General features: G+C 55.6%; 23 protein-coding genes. All 23 read left to right on the top strand.

Going from position 1 to position 12,562, the window contains the following annotated elements:
• Nucleotides 1-11 precede the first annotated feature (11 nt).
• The 23 genes from rplV to BMY49_RS01155 all read left to right on the top strand — a co-directional run bounded on the left by rplV (nt 12) and on the right by BMY49_RS01155 (nt 12,256).
• On the top strand, nt 12-344 hold the full coding sequence (gene rplV / locus BMY49_RS01265; RefSeq protein ID WP_044628831.1) for a 50S ribosomal protein L22: 333 nt from the start codon (nt 12-14) through the stop codon (nt 342-344).
• 11 nt (nt 345-355) lie between these two features.
• Nucleotides 356-1,060 carry a 30S ribosomal protein S3 gene (gene rpsC / locus BMY49_RS01260; RefSeq protein WP_018917731.1) on the top strand — a complete coding sequence of 235 codons (705 nt, stop codon included), beginning with the start codon at nt 356-358 and terminating at the stop codon, nt 1,058-1,060.
• Between the two features lie 15 nt (nt 1,061-1,075).
• Nucleotides 1,076-1,489, top strand: coding sequence for a 50S ribosomal protein L16 (gene rplP / locus BMY49_RS01255; RefSeq protein WP_007112000.1), 414 nt, complete (start codon nt 1,076-1,078; stop codon nt 1,487-1,489).
• Nucleotides 1,489-1,680 carry a 50S ribosomal protein L29 gene (gene rpmC, locus BMY49_RS01250; RefSeq protein WP_027337514.1) on the top strand — a complete coding sequence of 64 codons (192 nt, stop codon included), beginning with the start codon at nt 1,489-1,491 and terminating at the stop codon, nt 1,678-1,680. The genes rplP and rpmC overlap by 1 nt, the downstream gene beginning before the upstream one ends.
• Nucleotide 1,681: 1 nt before the next feature.
• Complete coding sequence (rpsQ, locus tag BMY49_RS01245; RefSeq protein ID WP_009723897.1) at nt 1,682-1,942, top strand: 30S ribosomal protein S17; 261 nt, start codon at nt 1,682-1,684, stop codon at nt 1,940-1,942.
• Between the two features lie 50 nt (nt 1,943-1,992).
• Complete coding sequence (gene rplN / locus BMY49_RS01240; protein WP_009723896.1) at nt 1,993-2,364, top strand: 50S ribosomal protein L14; 372 nt, start codon at nt 1,993-1,995, stop codon at nt 2,362-2,364.
• Between the two features lie 14 nt (nt 2,365-2,378).
• Nucleotides 2,379-2,693, top strand: coding sequence for a 50S ribosomal protein L24 (gene rplX / locus BMY49_RS01235; protein ID WP_054640903.1), 315 nt, complete (start codon nt 2,379-2,381; stop codon nt 2,691-2,693).
• An 18-nt stretch (nt 2,694-2,711) separates the two neighbouring features.
• On the top strand, nt 2,712-3,251 hold the full coding sequence (gene rplE, locus BMY49_RS01230; RefSeq protein ID WP_054640904.1) for a 50S ribosomal protein L5: 540 nt from the start codon (nt 2,712-2,714) through the stop codon (nt 3,249-3,251).
• Between the two features lie 10 nt (nt 3,252-3,261).
• The gene (rpsN, locus tag BMY49_RS01225) at nt 3,262-3,567 is read left to right on the top strand and encodes a 30S ribosomal protein S14 (RefSeq protein ID WP_044628827.1); all 306 of its coding nucleotides are present in this window, start codon (nt 3,262-3,264) and stop codon (nt 3,565-3,567) included.
• 32 nt (nt 3,568-3,599) lie between these two features.
• A complete protein-coding gene (gene rpsH / locus BMY49_RS01220; protein ID WP_009723892.1) occupies nt 3,600-3,992 on the top strand; it encodes a 30S ribosomal protein S8 in 393 nt (130 codons plus the stop codon).
• A gap of 9 nt (nt 3,993-4,001) precedes the next feature.
• Complete coding sequence (rplF, locus tag BMY49_RS01215) at nt 4,002-4,532, top strand: 50S ribosomal protein L6 (RefSeq protein WP_058579839.1); 531 nt, start codon at nt 4,002-4,004, stop codon at nt 4,530-4,532.
• Between the two features lie 9 nt (nt 4,533-4,541).
• Complete coding sequence (rplR, locus tag BMY49_RS01210; protein WP_044628825.1) at nt 4,542-4,892, top strand: 50S ribosomal protein L18; 351 nt, start codon at nt 4,542-4,544, stop codon at nt 4,890-4,892.
• 11 nt (nt 4,893-4,903) lie between these two features.
• Nucleotides 4,904-5,404, top strand: coding sequence for a 30S ribosomal protein S5 (gene rpsE / locus BMY49_RS01205; RefSeq protein ID WP_007111990.1), 501 nt, complete (start codon nt 4,904-4,906; stop codon nt 5,402-5,404).
• Between the two features lie 6 nt (nt 5,405-5,410).
• Nucleotides 5,411-5,593: a 50S ribosomal protein L30 gene (rpmD, locus tag BMY49_RS01200; protein WP_009723888.1), complete on the top strand. Its 183-nt coding sequence runs from the start codon at nt 5,411-5,413 to the stop codon at nt 5,591-5,593.
• Between the two features lie 3 nt (nt 5,594-5,596).
• The gene (gene rplO / locus BMY49_RS01195; protein ID WP_089674586.1) at nt 5,597-6,031 is read left to right on the top strand and encodes a 50S ribosomal protein L15; all 435 of its coding nucleotides are present in this window, start codon (nt 5,597-5,599) and stop codon (nt 6,029-6,031) included.
• Complete coding sequence (gene secY, locus BMY49_RS01190) at nt 6,032-7,363, top strand: preprotein translocase subunit SecY (protein ID WP_054640906.1); 1,332 nt, start codon at nt 6,032-6,034, stop codon at nt 7,361-7,363.
• 28 nt (nt 7,364-7,391) lie between these two features.
• Nucleotides 7,392-7,505: a 50S ribosomal protein L36 gene (gene rpmJ / locus BMY49_RS01185; RefSeq protein WP_009099023.1), complete on the top strand. Its 114-nt coding sequence runs from the start codon at nt 7,392-7,394 to the stop codon at nt 7,503-7,505.
• Nucleotides 7,506-7,626: 121 nt separating this feature from the next.
• Entirely contained in the window at nt 7,627-7,983 is a 357-nt protein-coding gene (rpsM, locus tag BMY49_RS01180; protein WP_089674584.1) for a 30S ribosomal protein S13, read from the top strand.
• 52 nt (nt 7,984-8,035) lie between these two features.
• Nucleotides 8,036-8,422 carry a 30S ribosomal protein S11 gene (rpsK, locus tag BMY49_RS01175; protein ID WP_009099028.1) on the top strand — a complete coding sequence of 129 codons (387 nt, stop codon included), beginning with the start codon at nt 8,036-8,038 and terminating at the stop codon, nt 8,420-8,422.
• 12 nt (nt 8,423-8,434) lie between these two features.
• Entirely contained in the window at nt 8,435-9,055 is a 621-nt protein-coding gene (gene rpsD / locus BMY49_RS01170) for a 30S ribosomal protein S4 (protein WP_089674583.1), read from the top strand.
• A gap of 125 nt (nt 9,056-9,180) precedes the next feature.
• Nucleotides 9,181-10,176 carry a DNA-directed RNA polymerase subunit alpha gene (locus BMY49_RS01165; RefSeq protein ID WP_016915790.1) on the top strand — a complete coding sequence of 332 codons (996 nt, stop codon included), beginning with the start codon at nt 9,181-9,183 and terminating at the stop codon, nt 10,174-10,176.
• A gap of 39 nt (nt 10,177-10,215) precedes the next feature.
• A complete protein-coding gene (gene rplQ, locus BMY49_RS01160) occupies nt 10,216-10,602 on the top strand; it encodes a 50S ribosomal protein L17 (protein ID WP_062363025.1) in 387 nt (128 codons plus the stop codon).
• A gap of 220 nt (nt 10,603-10,822) precedes the next feature.
• The gene (locus BMY49_RS01155; RefSeq protein ID WP_244154878.1) at nt 10,823-12,256 is read left to right on the top strand and encodes a serine hydrolase; all 1,434 of its coding nucleotides are present in this window, start codon (nt 10,823-10,825) and stop codon (nt 12,254-12,256) included.
• Nucleotides 12,257-12,562: the final 306 nt, after the last annotated feature.

Raw genomic sequence — 12,562 nt, 5'->3', positions numbered from 1 at the left:
AGGATTAAGAGATGGAAGTCACAGCTAAGCTGAGTGGCGCTGCTTTATCCGCACAGAAGGCCCGTTTGGTGGCTGACCAGGTGCGCGGTAAACCGGTCGCCGAAGCTCTTGACCTGCTGACCTTCTCCCCGAAGAAGGCTGCCAAACTGGTCAAGAAAGTGCTTCAGTCCGCCATCGCGAATGCGGAAGAAAACAACGGCATGGACATCGACGAGCTGCGTGTCTCGACCATCTGCGTCGATGAGGGCATGACGCTTAAGCGTATCAAGCCGCGCGCCAAAGGCCGTGCGGATCGTATCTTGAAGCGCACCTGCCACATCACCGTCAAGGTAGCCGAGAAGTAGGAGTCGACCAGATGGGTCAGAAAGTCAATCCAACAGGCATTCGACTGGGCATCGTCAAAGACCATGCTTCTGTCTGGTATGCCGAGCGCGGCGCCTATGCCGATAAGCTCAACAACGATCTCGAAGTGCGCAGCTTCCTGGAAGAGCGTTTGAAAAACGCCTCCGTAAGCCGCATTCACATCGAGCGTCCGGCTAACAATGCCCGCATCACCATTCACACTGCCCGTCCGGGTATCGTGATTGGTAAGAAAGGTGAAGATGTCGACCGTCTGCGTCGCGATCTCACCGAGATGATGGGTGTTCCGGTTCATGTGAACATTGAAGAAGTTCGCAAGCCGGAGCTGGATGCCAAGCTGGTTGCTGCTAACGTAGCGGGTCAGCTTGAGCGTCGCGTTATGTTCCGTCGTGCGATGAAGCGCGCGGTACAAAACGCAATGCGTCTTGGCGCTGGCGGCATCAAGATTCAGCTGTCAGGTCGTCTGGGTGGTGCCGAAATCGCACGTACCGAATGGTACCGCGAAGGTCGCGTTCCGCTGCACACTCTGCGTGCGGACATTGACTACGCCACTTACGAAGCTCACACCACCTACGGCGTCATCGGCGTCAAAGTGTGGATCTTCAAGGGCGAAATCCTCGGCGGTATCGAGGAAGTACGTGCCAAGGCTAAGCAACAGCAGCCTGCCGGCAACGCGCCCAAGAAGAAAGGTTCCAGGTAAGGGGAGAGCGAGTCGATGTTACAGCCCAAGCGTATGAAATTCCGCAAGATGATGAAAGGCCGCAACCGTGGCCTAGCGCATCGCGGAAGCAAGATCAGCTTCGGGGAGTACGGTCTCAAAGCAACCGGTCGTGGCCGCATCACTGCGCGTCAGATCGAAGCCGGCCGTCGTGCGATCACACGTCACGTCAAACGTGGCGGTAAGATTTGGATCCGCGTATTCCCTGACAAGCCGATCTCCAAGAAGCCGCTCGAAGTTCGTATGGGTAAGGGTAAAGGTTCAGTTGAGTACTGGGTAGCCCAGATCCAGCCGGGTCGGGTCCTGTACGAAATTGAAGGTGTATCCGAAGAGCTGGCCCGTGAAGCATTTGAACTGGCCGCCCAGAAGATGCCCCTGTCCACCACCTTTGCGAAACGGACGGTGATGTGATGAAAGCCCAGGAAATTCGTGAAAAGTCCGCAGGAGAGCTCAAAGAGCAGCTCCTCGAGCTCCTCCGCGAGCAGTTTAACCTGCGCATGCAGAAGGCCACTGGCCAACTGAGCCAGACTCATCTGCTCAAGCAGGTCCGTCGGGATATCGCCCGCGTTAAGACTGTGCTCAACGAGAAGGCAGGTGATTGAGATGGCCGAAGAGAAGAAAACACGTACGCTGACCGGCAAGGTGGTCAGCGACAAGATGGATAAGTCCATCGTCGTTATGATCGAGCGTCGTGAGCGTCACCCGATCTACGGAAAATACGTTAAGCGCTCCACCAAGCTGCACGCCCATGATGAGGCGAACCAGGCAAAGGCAGGCGATACGGTTTCCATTCAGGAGTGCCGTCCGCTTTCCAAGAAGAAAGCCTGGACGCTGGTCGAGGTGGTCGAGCAGGCCAAAGGTTAACCCCTGCGTCTGTCCAACCAGTGCAGTCAGATTAGGTTTGGAGAAAACCGATGATTCAGACTCAGACAATGCTGGATGTCGCCGACAACAGCGGAGCGCGCCGGGTGCAATGCATCAAGGTGCTAGGCGGTTCACACCGTCGTTACGCCCGCGTTGGTGACGTCATTAAAGTAACGGTGAAAGAAGCGATTCCGCGCGGTAAGGTCAAAAAAGGCCAAGTGCTGAAAGCGGTAGTCGTTCGTACCCGTAGTGGCGTCCGTCGTAGTGACGGTTCGCTGATCCGTTTCGATGGAAATGCGGCAGTTTTGTTGAACAACACCAACGAACAGCCGATCGGCACGCGTATCTTCGGGCCGGTAACTCGTGAGCTTCGTAATGAGAAGTTCATGAAGATCATTTCCCTAGCGCCTGAAGTGCTGTAAGGAGCGAGGCGGATATGCAAAAGATCAAACGTGACGATGAAGTCATCGTCATCGCCGGGAAGGATAAGGGCAAGCGCGGCACCGTTAAGCGGGTGTTAGACAACCGCTTCGTGGTGTCCGGTGTGAACATGATTAAACGTCACACCAAGCCCAATCCCATGGCGGGTAATCAGGGCGGTATCGTCGAGCGTGAGGCTCCGATTCACGCGTCCAACGTAGCCATCTTCAATTCGGAGACCGGTAAGGCGGATCGCGTCGGCTTCCAAGTTAAGGAAGACGGTACCAAGGTACGTATCTACAAGTCGACGCAGACGCAGATCGACGCCTAACGCGAGTCGGGTAGCAAAATGGCGAACTTGAAAGAACGTTATCAAAACGAGGTGGTGGCTCAACTCAAAGAGCAGTTCAGCTACGCCAACGTAATGCAGGTACCCCGGATCACGAAAGTGACTCTGAACATGGGTATCGGCGAAGCGGTCAGTGATAAAAAACTGATCGACAACGCTATCGGCGATCTGGAGAAGCTCTCTGGTCAAAAGCCGCTAGTAACTAAAGCACGTAAGTCCATCGCGGGCTTCAAGGTGCGCGAAGGTTGGCCGATCGGTATTAAAGTAACACTGCGCTCCGCGCGTATGTGGGACTTCCTGGACCGTCTGGTGAACATTGCGATTCCTCGCGTGCGTGACTTCCGTGGTCTCAATCCGAAGTCTTTTGACGGTCGCGGCAATTACTCTATGGGTGTGCGTGAGCAGATCATCTTCCCAGAGATCGAGTATGATAAAATCGATCGCGTACGGGGGCTGGACGTCACTATCACTACTACCGCCAACACCGACGAGGAAGGTCGTGCGCTGCTTGCAGCACTGAACTTCCCGTTCAAGAAATAAGGGTTGGATCATGGCTAAGAAAAGTATGGTAGAGCGTGAGCTCAAGCGTACTCAGCTAGTCGAGAAGTATGCGGCTAAGCGCGCAGAGCTCAAGAAAATCATCTCGGACGTGAACGCTTCTGAAGAAGATCGTTTCGAGGCGACGCTGAAGCTGCAGCAACTGCCGCGCGACTCAAGCCCGGTGCGTCAGCGTAACCGCTGCCGCGTGACTGGCCGTCCGCACGGTTTTTACAACAAGTTCGGTCTCGGCCGTAACAAGCTGCGTGAAGCCGCCATGCGTGGCGACGTCCCTGGTCTGAAAAAGTCCAGCTGGTAACGCTACGTAGAATCATCAGGAGCGCACATTAAATGAGCATGCAAGACACTCTGGCGGATATGTTTACCCGTATCCGCAATGCGCAGATGGCCACCAAGGAGACGGCTACCATGCCGTCCTCCAAGCTGAAAGTTGAAGTGGCCCGAGTGCTAAAGGAAGAAGGCTACATTACTGACTTTACGGTGGCTGAAGGCGTTAAACCCGAGCTGACCGTTACTCTCAAGTACTTTGAGGGCAAGCCGGTTATTGAGCACATTCAGCGGGTTTCCAAGCCGTCTCTGCGCCAGTACAAAGGCAAGGACAACCTGCCTAAGGTCGCCGATGGTCTGGGTATCGCGATTGTCACCACCTCTAATGGTGTCATGACCGATCGTGCCGCGCGCCAAGCAGGCGTCGGTGGCGAAGTCATCTGCACCGTATTCTAGGAGGCTGGAATGTCCCGCATAGCGAAATATCCGGTTAAAGTGCCTGCCGGCGTTGAGATTAAAATCAATGCCGACCAGCTGACCGCCAAAGGCGGCCAGGGCACACTATCTATGACCGTTCACCAAGACGTGGTGATCGCTCAAGAAGATGGTCAGCTGACCTTCGCCCCGAGTGAGTCTGCCAAGAGCTGGGCAATGGCCGGTACTACCCGCGCCTTGGTTCAGAACCTGGTAACGGGCGTATCCGAGGGTTTCACAAAAACTCTCGAAATTGTTGGCGTCGGTTATCGTGCCCAAGCTAAGGGCCAGACGCTCAATCTTTCACTGGGCTTCTCGCACCCGGTCGACTACGAACTGCCTAAGGGTGTTACAGCGGAAACGCCGAAAAACACCGTGATCGTGCTGAAAAGCGCGGACAAGCAGATGCTCGGTCAGTGCGCCGCGGAAATCCGCGCCTTCCGTCCGCCAGAGCCGTATAAAGGCAAAGGTGTACGGTACGCCGACGAGCAGGTGCGTCGCAAAGAAGCCAAGAAGAAGTAAGGCAGGGTTATGAACGCGAAGAAAGAATCTCGTCTCCGTCGTGCCCGCCGCGCTCGCGCCAAGATCCGCGAGCTGGGCGTGTATCGCCTGTGCGTCAACCGTACCCCGCGTCACATCTATGCGCAGATTATCTCGCCGGATGGTGGCAAAGTGCTAGCCAGTGCTTCTACGCTGGACAAAGCACTGCGCGAGGGTGCGACCGGCAACACAGACGCGGCCTCTAAGGTCGGTGCTCTGATTGCTGAGCGCGCTAAAGAAGCAGGCATCACCCAGGTGGCCTTCGACCGTGCTGGCTTTAAGTATCACGGTCGCGTCAAGGCTCTGGCCGACGCCGCTCGTGAAGGCGGCCTGGAATTCTAAAGGGTTTTACGATGGCGAAGAACGAACAGCAAAGCGGCGATCTGCAAGAGAAGTTAGTGCAGGTCAACCGCGTCGCCAAGGTGGTCAAAGGTGGTCGTATTTTCGGCTTCACCGCACTGACCGTCGTTGGTGATGGTAAAGGTCGTGTCGGTTTCGGTCGTGGCAAGGCGCGTGAAGTGCCGGTCGCAATCCAGAAAGCGATGGACCAAGCTCGTCGCAACATGGTCAAGGTTAACCTTGCAGGCCACACACTGCAGTACCCGGTAAAAGCCCGTCACGGTGCTTCCAAGGTGTACATGCAGCCGGCCTCTGAAGGTACCGGTATCATCGCTGGTGGCGCCATGCGCTCTGTATTAGAGCTGGCCGGCGTTCACGATGTACTGGCCAAGTGCTACGGTTCCACCAACCCGGTTAACGTGGTACGGGCGACTGTCAAAGGTCTCTCCTCCATGCAAGCACCGGAAGACGTGGCCGCTAAGCGCGGTCTGTCTGTCGAAGCGATCACGGGGTAAGGCACCATGGCAGCAACGATCAAGGTTACCCAGATCCGCAGCACCATCGGCGTTTTGCCCAAGCACAAGGCTACTATGAAAGGCCTGGGTTTGCGTCGCATCGGTCATACGGTTGAGCTGGAAGACACCCCTGCCGTACGCGGCATGATCCACAAGGTTAACTACCTTGTGCGCGTTGAGGGAGAGTAATCCATGAAACTCAATACCCTGAGCCCGGCACCGGGCTCCAAACACGCTGAAAAGCGCGTTGGTCGTGGTATCGGTTCCGGTCTTGGTAAGACCGGCGGCCGTGGCCACAAAGGTCAGAAATCACGCAGTGGCGGCAGCGTCAAGCCTGGTTTCGAAGGCGGTCAGATGCCGCTGCAGCGTCGTCTGCCGAAATTCGGCTTCACGTCTGCTAAGTCGCTGGTGTCTGAAGAAGTACGCCTGGCCGAGCTTGCCAAGGTTGCCGGTGACGAAGTCACCATGGAAACTCTGAAGCAAGCCAACGTGCTGAAGGATGCTACGCAACACGCGAAGATCATCCTTTCTGGCGAACTGAACAAGGCGGTTACCGTTCGTGGTATCAAGGTCACCAAAGGTGCCCGTGAAGCGATCGAAGCCGCTGGCGGCAAGGTAGAGGACTAAATGGCCAAGTCAGGAAATATGCCGGCGATGGGCAGCGGTCTGAGTGAACTGTGGGCGCGTTTGCGCTTCGTGCTCCTCGCCATCGTGGTGTACCGTATCGGTGCCCACATTCCCGTTCCCGGTATCAATCCTGACCAGCTTGCTGCCTTGTTTAGGGAGCAACAGGGCACCATCCTAGGCATGTTTAACATGTTCTCGGGTGGCGCCCTGGAGCGCATGAGCGTCCTCGCCTTGGGCATTATGCCTTATATATCGGCGTCGATTATCATGCAGCTTATGACTGCGGTCTCCCCTCATCTTGAACAGCTCAAGAAAGAGGGTGAGGCTGGCCGCCGCAAGATCAGCCAGTACACCCGCTACGGCACGGTGATACTGGCACTTGTCCAGGCTACCGGTATGTCCGTGGGTCTGGCTAGCCAAGGCATCGCTTACAGCGCTGACTTCAGCTTCTATTTCACTGCGATCATCACATTTGTGTCAGGCGCGGTGTTTATGATGTGGCTAGGTGAGCAGATCACTGAGAAGGGTATCGGCAACGGCATATCGCTGCTGATCTTCGCAGGGATCGTCGCTGGGCTGCCCAGTGCCGTGGGGCAAGCGTTTGAGCTTGCTCGCAATGAAGGGGCCTGGAATGTTCTTCCGCTGTTAGCGCTGTCAGTGCTAGGTATTGCCACCGTTGCGTTTGTGGTGTTCATTGAGCGCGGTCAACGCCGCCTTAAAGTGAACTACCCGCGACGTCAGGTCGGCAATAAGATGTATGCAGGCCAAAGCAGCTACTTACCTTTGAAAGTGAATATGGCGGGTGTTATTCCAGCTATTTTTGCTTCCAGTATTCTTCTCTTCCCGGCCTCTATCGGTCAGTGGGTGGGTGCTGGTGAAGGAATGGAGTGGTTGCAGCGTGCATCACAAGCGTTAGGCCCCGGCCAACCGCTTTACATCTTGCTTTTCGCGGCGGCAGTGGTATTCTTCTGCTTCTTTTACACAGCGCTGGTCTTCAACCCCAAGGATGTGGCTGACAATTTGAAAAAGTCAGGCGCCTTCCTGCCGGGCATTCGCCCCGGCGAGCAGACCGCTCGCTATATCGACAAGGTGATGACTCGTCTCACTCTGTTCGGTGCCTTGTATATCACTGCGGTTTCCTTGATGCCCCAGTTCCTGATCGTAGCGTGGAACGTACCGTTCTTCTTCGGCGGCACGTCGCTTCTGATCGTGGTAGTGGTCATCATGGACTTCATGGCCCAGGTGCAGTCGCATCTCATGTCGCATCAATATGACTCAGTGATGAAGAAGTCCAACCTGAAAGGCTACGGTAGCGGCGGCATCATGCGCTGAGGCGCGCCGTTGCGAATTGGAGAGAACGATGAAAGTTCGAGCTTCCGTAAAGAAGATGTGCCGTAACTGTAAGATTATTCGTCGCAATGGCGCTGTTCGCGTCATTTGCATCGAACCGCGGCACAAACAGCGCCAGGGCTAAACCTGGGCTGTATTAAGCCGGTGCCGGCATACCCCTTGCCTTAGGGCTCTTAAAGGGGTATGCTGTTGCGCCTTTTGTAGATGAATAAACGAGCAAGCCGCTCAAATTTCGGAGTAAGCTGATGGCCCGTATTGCAGGCGTCAATATCCCGGACAACAAGCATGCGGCGATCTCGCTGACCTATATCTTCGGGATTGGCCGTACTCGCGCTCAGCACATCTGTGCTGCTGCCGGTATTGCGCCGACTGCCAAGATCCAGGATCTGTCTGGCGACGAGCTGGATACCCTGCGTTCTGAAGTTGGTAAGTTTACCGTAGAAGGCGACCTTCGTCGTGATGTCACGCTTAACATCAAGCGTCTCATGGACTTAGGCTGCTACCGTGGTCTGCGTCATCGTCGTAGTCTTCCGCTGCGTGGTCAGCGGACTAAGACTAACGCGCGTACCCGTAAGGGCCCGCGTAAGCCGATCCGCAAATAACACGCAGGCTCTTTAATAGAGAGCTGACGTTAAGACAGGAATAGACATCAACATGGCTAACCCGCGTAGTAACCGTAAAAAGGTTAAAAAGCAGGTAGTGGACGCCGTAGCGCACATCCATGCCTCTTTTAACAACACGATCGTGACGATCACAGACCGCCAGGGCAATGCTCTCTCTTGGGCAACAGCCGGTGGTTCGGGTTTTCGTGGTTCTCGCAAGAGCACCCCGTTCGCTGCTCAAGTAGCAAGTGAACGTGCAGCGACTGCTGCAGCCGAGTATGGTGTGAAAAACGTAGACGTGCTGGTCAAAGGCCCCGGTCCCGGCCGTGAATCCGCCGTGCGCGCACTGAATGCCGCCGGCTTCCGCGTGCAAAGCATCGTAGACGCGACGCCCATTCCCCATAATGGCTGCCGTCCGCCTAAGAAACGCCGCGTTTAAGGAGACAGATTCATGGCTCGTTATATTGGACCTAAGTGCAAATTGTCTCGTCGTGAAGGCACCGACCTCTTCCTGAAGAGTGGCGTGACTCCCTTCGAGAAAAAGTGTAAATCCGAGCAAATCCCGGGTGTACACGGCCAGCGTCGTCAGCGTCTTTCCGACTACGGCTTGCAGCTTCGTGAGAAGCAGAAAGTACGCCGTATGTATGGCGTACTCGAAAAGCAGTTCCGCAACTATTACAAAGAAGCCGCTCGCCTGAAAGGTGCGACGGGTGAAGTATTGTTGCAGCTGCTTGAATCCCGACTGGATAACGTCGTCTACCGTATGGGCTTCGGCTCGACTCGCTCTGAAGCGCGTCAGCTGGTCAGCCACAAGGCGATTTCCGTGAACGGCCGCACCGTTAACGTAGCTTCCTACCAAGTGAAGCCGGGTGACGTGGTATCTGTTCGCGAAAAGGCGAAGAACCAAGCTCGTATTCAAAGCGCGTTGAGCATTGCTGCCAACCGTGGAGACATCACTTGGATCGAAATCGACGCCAAGAAGATGGAAGGCACTTTCAAGGCTCTGCCTGAACGCGGTGACCTGACTGCCGACATCAACGAAAACCTGATCGTCGAGCTGTACTCCAAGTAAGCAGTTTGATTTACGTTTCTGCTTCTTGAGGCCTGGGCGGGATAGCAAAGCTAACCGCCCAGATGCTCTTGAGTATCGTGCTTTAGAGTACTCAGTATCCGTTTGGCAGCCTGAAAGGTGTTCATATGCAGCGTTCAGTGACAGAGTTTCTTCGCCCTCGCGACATCAAGGTCGAAGAAATCAGCGCACATCATGCCAAAATCGTTCTCGAACCGTTCGAGCGCGGCTTTGGCCACACCCTGGGGAATGCACTTCGTCGCATTCTGCTTTCATCCATGCCCGGCGCTGCCGTGGTAGAGGCTGAAATTGCCGGTGTAGAGCACGAATACAGTGCACTCGAAGGGGTGCAGGAAGATGTCATCGAAATCCTCCTGAACTTGAAAGATGTTGCGATCAAGATGCACAGCCGCGATGAGGCGGTGCTCTCGCTGAACAAGCAGGGCCCAGCCGTCGTCACCGCTGGCGACATTGCGCTTGATCATAGCGTCGAAATCGTCAACCCGGACCACGTCATTGCACATGTCAATGAAGGTGCCGAGCTGAAAATTCAGCTTAAAGTAGCGCTGGGTCGTGGTTACGAACCGGCTGACGCTCGTGGCTCTGATGAAGAGACCCGTGCTATTGGCCGCCTGCAGCTGGATGCCACCTTCAGCCCTGTTCGTCGTGTTTCCTACTCGGTCGAAGCCGCTCGTGTTGAGCAGCGCACCGACCTCGATAAGCTGATTATCGACCTGGAAACTGACGGTACCCTGGATCCGGAAGAGGCTATCCGTCGCAGTGCGACCATTCTGCAAGAGCAGCTGGCCGCCTTCGTCGACCTGGAAGCTGATAAAGAGCAGGAAGTCGAAGAGGAAGAGGATCACGTCGATCCGATCCTATTGCGCCCCGTAGACGATCTTGAGTTGACCGTACGCAGCGCTAACTGCCTCAAAGCCGAGAATATCTACTACATCGGTGATCTGATTCAGCGCACGGAAGTGGAGCTGCTGAAGACCCCGAACCTCGGTAAAAAGTCTTTGAATGAAATCAAAGATGTATTGGCGGCGCGTGGCTTGTCCCTCGGTATGCGGCTGGAAAATTGGCCACCCGCTAGCCTGAAGGACGACAAGGCCTCCGCGTGAGTGTCGACTTGAGTCCCAGTTTGGTAAGGAATCACAACCATGCGTCATCGTAAGAGTGGTCGTCATCTGAATCGCACCAGCTCGCACCGTCAGGCCATGTTTAAAAACATGTCTGTCTCGCTGGTCGAACATGAAGTTATCAAGACAACCCTGCCTAAAGCCAAGGAACTGCGTCGCGTTATCGAGCCGCTGATCACCCTGGCTAAGCAGGATAGCGTTGCAAACCGCCGTCTGGCGTTTGCTCGTACGCGCTCCAAAGAAGCCGTCGGCAAACTGTTCAACGAGCTGGGTCCGCGTTACGCCGAGCGTCCGGGTGGTTACATCCGTATTCTCAAGTGCGGTTTCCGCACCGGCGACAACGCGCCTATGGCGTACGTTGAGCTAGTAGACCGTCCGGTAGCTGAAGAAGAAGCAGTAGCTGAGTAAGTACTACTCCTTCTTTCAGGCACAATGAAAACCGGCCCTCTGGGGTCGGTTTTTTTACGTCTGTACGATGAGTAAACCAAAGCGTATTGTGGCGATTCATCTGATTCGACTGAATCAACTGTGGGAGGCTCAATTTCTATGGTAGGCATGCTAGGCTAAAGCAGCCGCCGTGGAGAGTAGCAGCGTATCGGGCGGGGTGATCAATCAGTAAGAGGTCGGTATGGCAACAACACGCGGAATGGGCGCAGTGCCTTGGGTATGTCAGTGGTGGTTGGTAATGCTGGTCGTGACGTTGATTGGGAGCACGAGTGCCCACGCGAATCCGCGCTACGCGGGTATCGTCGTCGACCTTGAAAACGGTGAAGTGCTGTATGCCGAAAATGCTGATGAGCCGCGCTATCCCGCCTCGTTAACCAAAATGATGACGTTATATCTGACGTTTGAAGCGTTAGAAAACGGCACGTTAAGTCTCAATCAGCCTCTGTCTGTCTCTGCGCAGGCAGCGGCGATGCCTGCAACCAAACTGTGGCTGTCGGCTGGCAGTTCTATCCCGGTGGATACTGCTATACGTGCTTTGGCAGTGCGTTCAGCCAATGACGTGGCGGTGGTGGTTGCTGAAGCGTTGGGCGGCAGCGAGCAGCGATTTGCCAACTTAATGACGGCGAAAGCCCGCGAGCTTGGAATGAACGCCACCACATTCCGTAACGCTTCAGGTTTGCCAGACGACCAACAAATTACCTCTGCGCGCGATATGCTGACACTCTCGGTCCGCGTGATGCAGGATTTTCCTCAGTACTACCACTATTTTGGTTTGCAGGAATTTACCTATCGCGGTACTCGCCATACCAGCCATAACCGCTTAGTGCGCGATTACCCAGGAGCAGATGGTCTTAAAACCGGCTTTATTCGCGCCTCGGGTTTTAACGTGGCCACGACCGCCGTGCACGATGGCCGTCGAATGGTGGCGGTGGTCATGGGTGGGTTTAGCTCATCATCCCGCGATACTCATATGGCAGACCTTCTAGATCGTAGCTTTATGCGGGCATCGCTACGTGACCAGCGCTCTTGGCTGGCTAATACCAGCTTCTCCAATGAGTTTATGGGGTTTGCGGGGCCTGCTCAGCCACTTTCACAGCCGCGCCCTCAATCTCCCGGAGCTTTGCCCGCCACACAGCCCATGATGGCTAATGTGTCCGCCACCTCGCTATCACCAACGCGACCTTCCTCTGAGGCCTCTGTGCCTGCAAACACAGCCTCCAATGCGTCAGCCCAAAACGTAGAGGCTCAGCTGATTCAGGCACAGCAAGACCGGGAAGATGGCCCGGAGACCGCCTCGCAAGATCCGCTTCAGGCATTTATTGAGCAAGAGCGCGTTTTAGCAACAGCGTCTTCTTCCGGGCAGTCGGCACCCGCTGGTTGGGGGATTCAAGTGGGAGCGTTTAGTCAGGCGTCGCAAGCAGAGCAGCTTGCGCGCCAAGCCGTCCAGCGCTTACCTAGTAGCGTAGGTGGGCAGGTCGCGATTGATCAGCATCAAGGGCAAACCCCTGTCTTTCGCGCTCGTGTCGTGTCGCTTAACGAAGCCCAGGCGCGCCAAGCCTGCCAAACACTTCAGGCGCAAGGTATAGATTGCATGGTGGTTAACGCCAGCCTCTAACCCTATTGCGGTTCAGGCCCCGCCAATGGCTCGTTGGCGGGGTTTTTTATTGGTGCGCCAGGCATGGCGCGCAGCGCCAATTAGGCGCTATCCGGTCCGCCGTGGTGGTTGGCCGGATGACTTGGGGGTGAAAGTCCCCTACGGACCCTGATAGCGGGAACCGTTAGCTGAACAGCAAGGGTGTTCGTCGTGAGGCGGAATCTGAAGGAAGCTGTAGGCAAACTCCTGGCCCGACGAACAGGAACCGCATATGAGGCAGCCACATCTGGGCGAGAGGGCCATGAAACTCGAAGCCCAATAGCTATC

It is taken from the genome of Vreelandella aquamarina (assembly GCF_900110265.1).
GTDB lineage: Bacteria > Pseudomonadota > Gammaproteobacteria > Pseudomonadales > Halomonadaceae > Vreelandella > Vreelandella aquamarina.
This window is presented reverse-complemented; position numbering and strand designations above follow the sequence as displayed.

Excerpts from the sequence above, each read along its gene's own strand:
- rplV (WP_044628831.1), top strand. The coding sequence starts at position 12 with ATGGAAGTCACAGCTAAGCTGAGTGGCGCTGCTTTATCCGCACAGAAG.
- rpsC (WP_018917731.1), top strand. The coding sequence starts at position 356 with ATGGGTCAGAAAGTCAATCCAACAGGCATTCGACTGGGCATCGTCAAA.
- rplP (WP_007112000.1), top strand. The coding sequence starts at position 1,076 with ATGTTACAGCCCAAGCGTATGAAATTCCGCAAGATGATGAAAGGCCGC.
- rpmC (WP_027337514.1), top strand. The coding sequence starts at position 1,489 with ATGAAAGCCCAGGAAATTCGTGAAAAGTCCGCAGGAGAGCTCAAAGAG.
- rpsQ (WP_009723897.1), top strand. The coding sequence starts at position 1,682 with ATGGCCGAAGAGAAGAAAACACGTACGCTGACCGGCAAGGTGGTCAGC.
- rplN (WP_009723896.1), top strand. The coding sequence starts at position 1,993 with ATGATTCAGACTCAGACAATGCTGGATGTCGCCGACAACAGCGGAGCG.
- rplX (WP_054640903.1), top strand. The coding sequence starts at position 2,379 with ATGCAAAAGATCAAACGTGACGATGAAGTCATCGTCATCGCCGGGAAG.
- rplE (WP_054640904.1), top strand. The coding sequence starts at position 2,712 with ATGGCGAACTTGAAAGAACGTTATCAAAACGAGGTGGTGGCTCAACTC.
- rpsN (WP_044628827.1), top strand. The coding sequence starts at position 3,262 with ATGGCTAAGAAAAGTATGGTAGAGCGTGAGCTCAAGCGTACTCAGCTA.
- rpsH (WP_009723892.1), top strand. The coding sequence starts at position 3,600 with ATGAGCATGCAAGACACTCTGGCGGATATGTTTACCCGTATCCGCAAT.
- rplF (WP_058579839.1), top strand. The coding sequence starts at position 4,002 with ATGTCCCGCATAGCGAAATATCCGGTTAAAGTGCCTGCCGGCGTTGAG.
- rplR (WP_044628825.1), top strand. The coding sequence starts at position 4,542 with ATGAACGCGAAGAAAGAATCTCGTCTCCGTCGTGCCCGCCGCGCTCGC.
- rpsE (WP_007111990.1), top strand. The coding sequence starts at position 4,904 with ATGGCGAAGAACGAACAGCAAAGCGGCGATCTGCAAGAGAAGTTAGTG.
- rpmD (WP_009723888.1), top strand. The coding sequence starts at position 5,411 with ATGGCAGCAACGATCAAGGTTACCCAGATCCGCAGCACCATCGGCGTT.
- rplO (WP_089674586.1), top strand. The coding sequence starts at position 5,597 with ATGAAACTCAATACCCTGAGCCCGGCACCGGGCTCCAAACACGCTGAA.
- secY (WP_054640906.1), top strand. The coding sequence starts at position 6,032 with ATGGCCAAGTCAGGAAATATGCCGGCGATGGGCAGCGGTCTGAGTGAA.
- rpmJ (WP_009099023.1), top strand. The coding sequence starts at position 7,392 with ATGAAAGTTCGAGCTTCCGTAAAGAAGATGTGCCGTAACTGTAAGATT.
- rpsM (WP_089674584.1), top strand. The coding sequence starts at position 7,627 with ATGGCCCGTATTGCAGGCGTCAATATCCCGGACAACAAGCATGCGGCG.
- rpsK (WP_009099028.1), top strand. The coding sequence starts at position 8,036 with ATGGCTAACCCGCGTAGTAACCGTAAAAAGGTTAAAAAGCAGGTAGTG.
- rpsD (WP_089674583.1), top strand. The coding sequence starts at position 8,435 with ATGGCTCGTTATATTGGACCTAAGTGCAAATTGTCTCGTCGTGAAGGC.
- BMY49_RS01165 (WP_016915790.1), top strand. The coding sequence starts at position 9,181 with ATGCAGCGTTCAGTGACAGAGTTTCTTCGCCCTCGCGACATCAAGGTC.
- rplQ (WP_062363025.1), top strand. The coding sequence starts at position 10,216 with ATGCGTCATCGTAAGAGTGGTCGTCATCTGAATCGCACCAGCTCGCAC.
- BMY49_RS01155 (WP_244154878.1), top strand. The coding sequence starts at position 10,823 with ATGGCAACAACACGCGGAATGGGCGCAGTGCCTTGGGTATGTCAGTGG.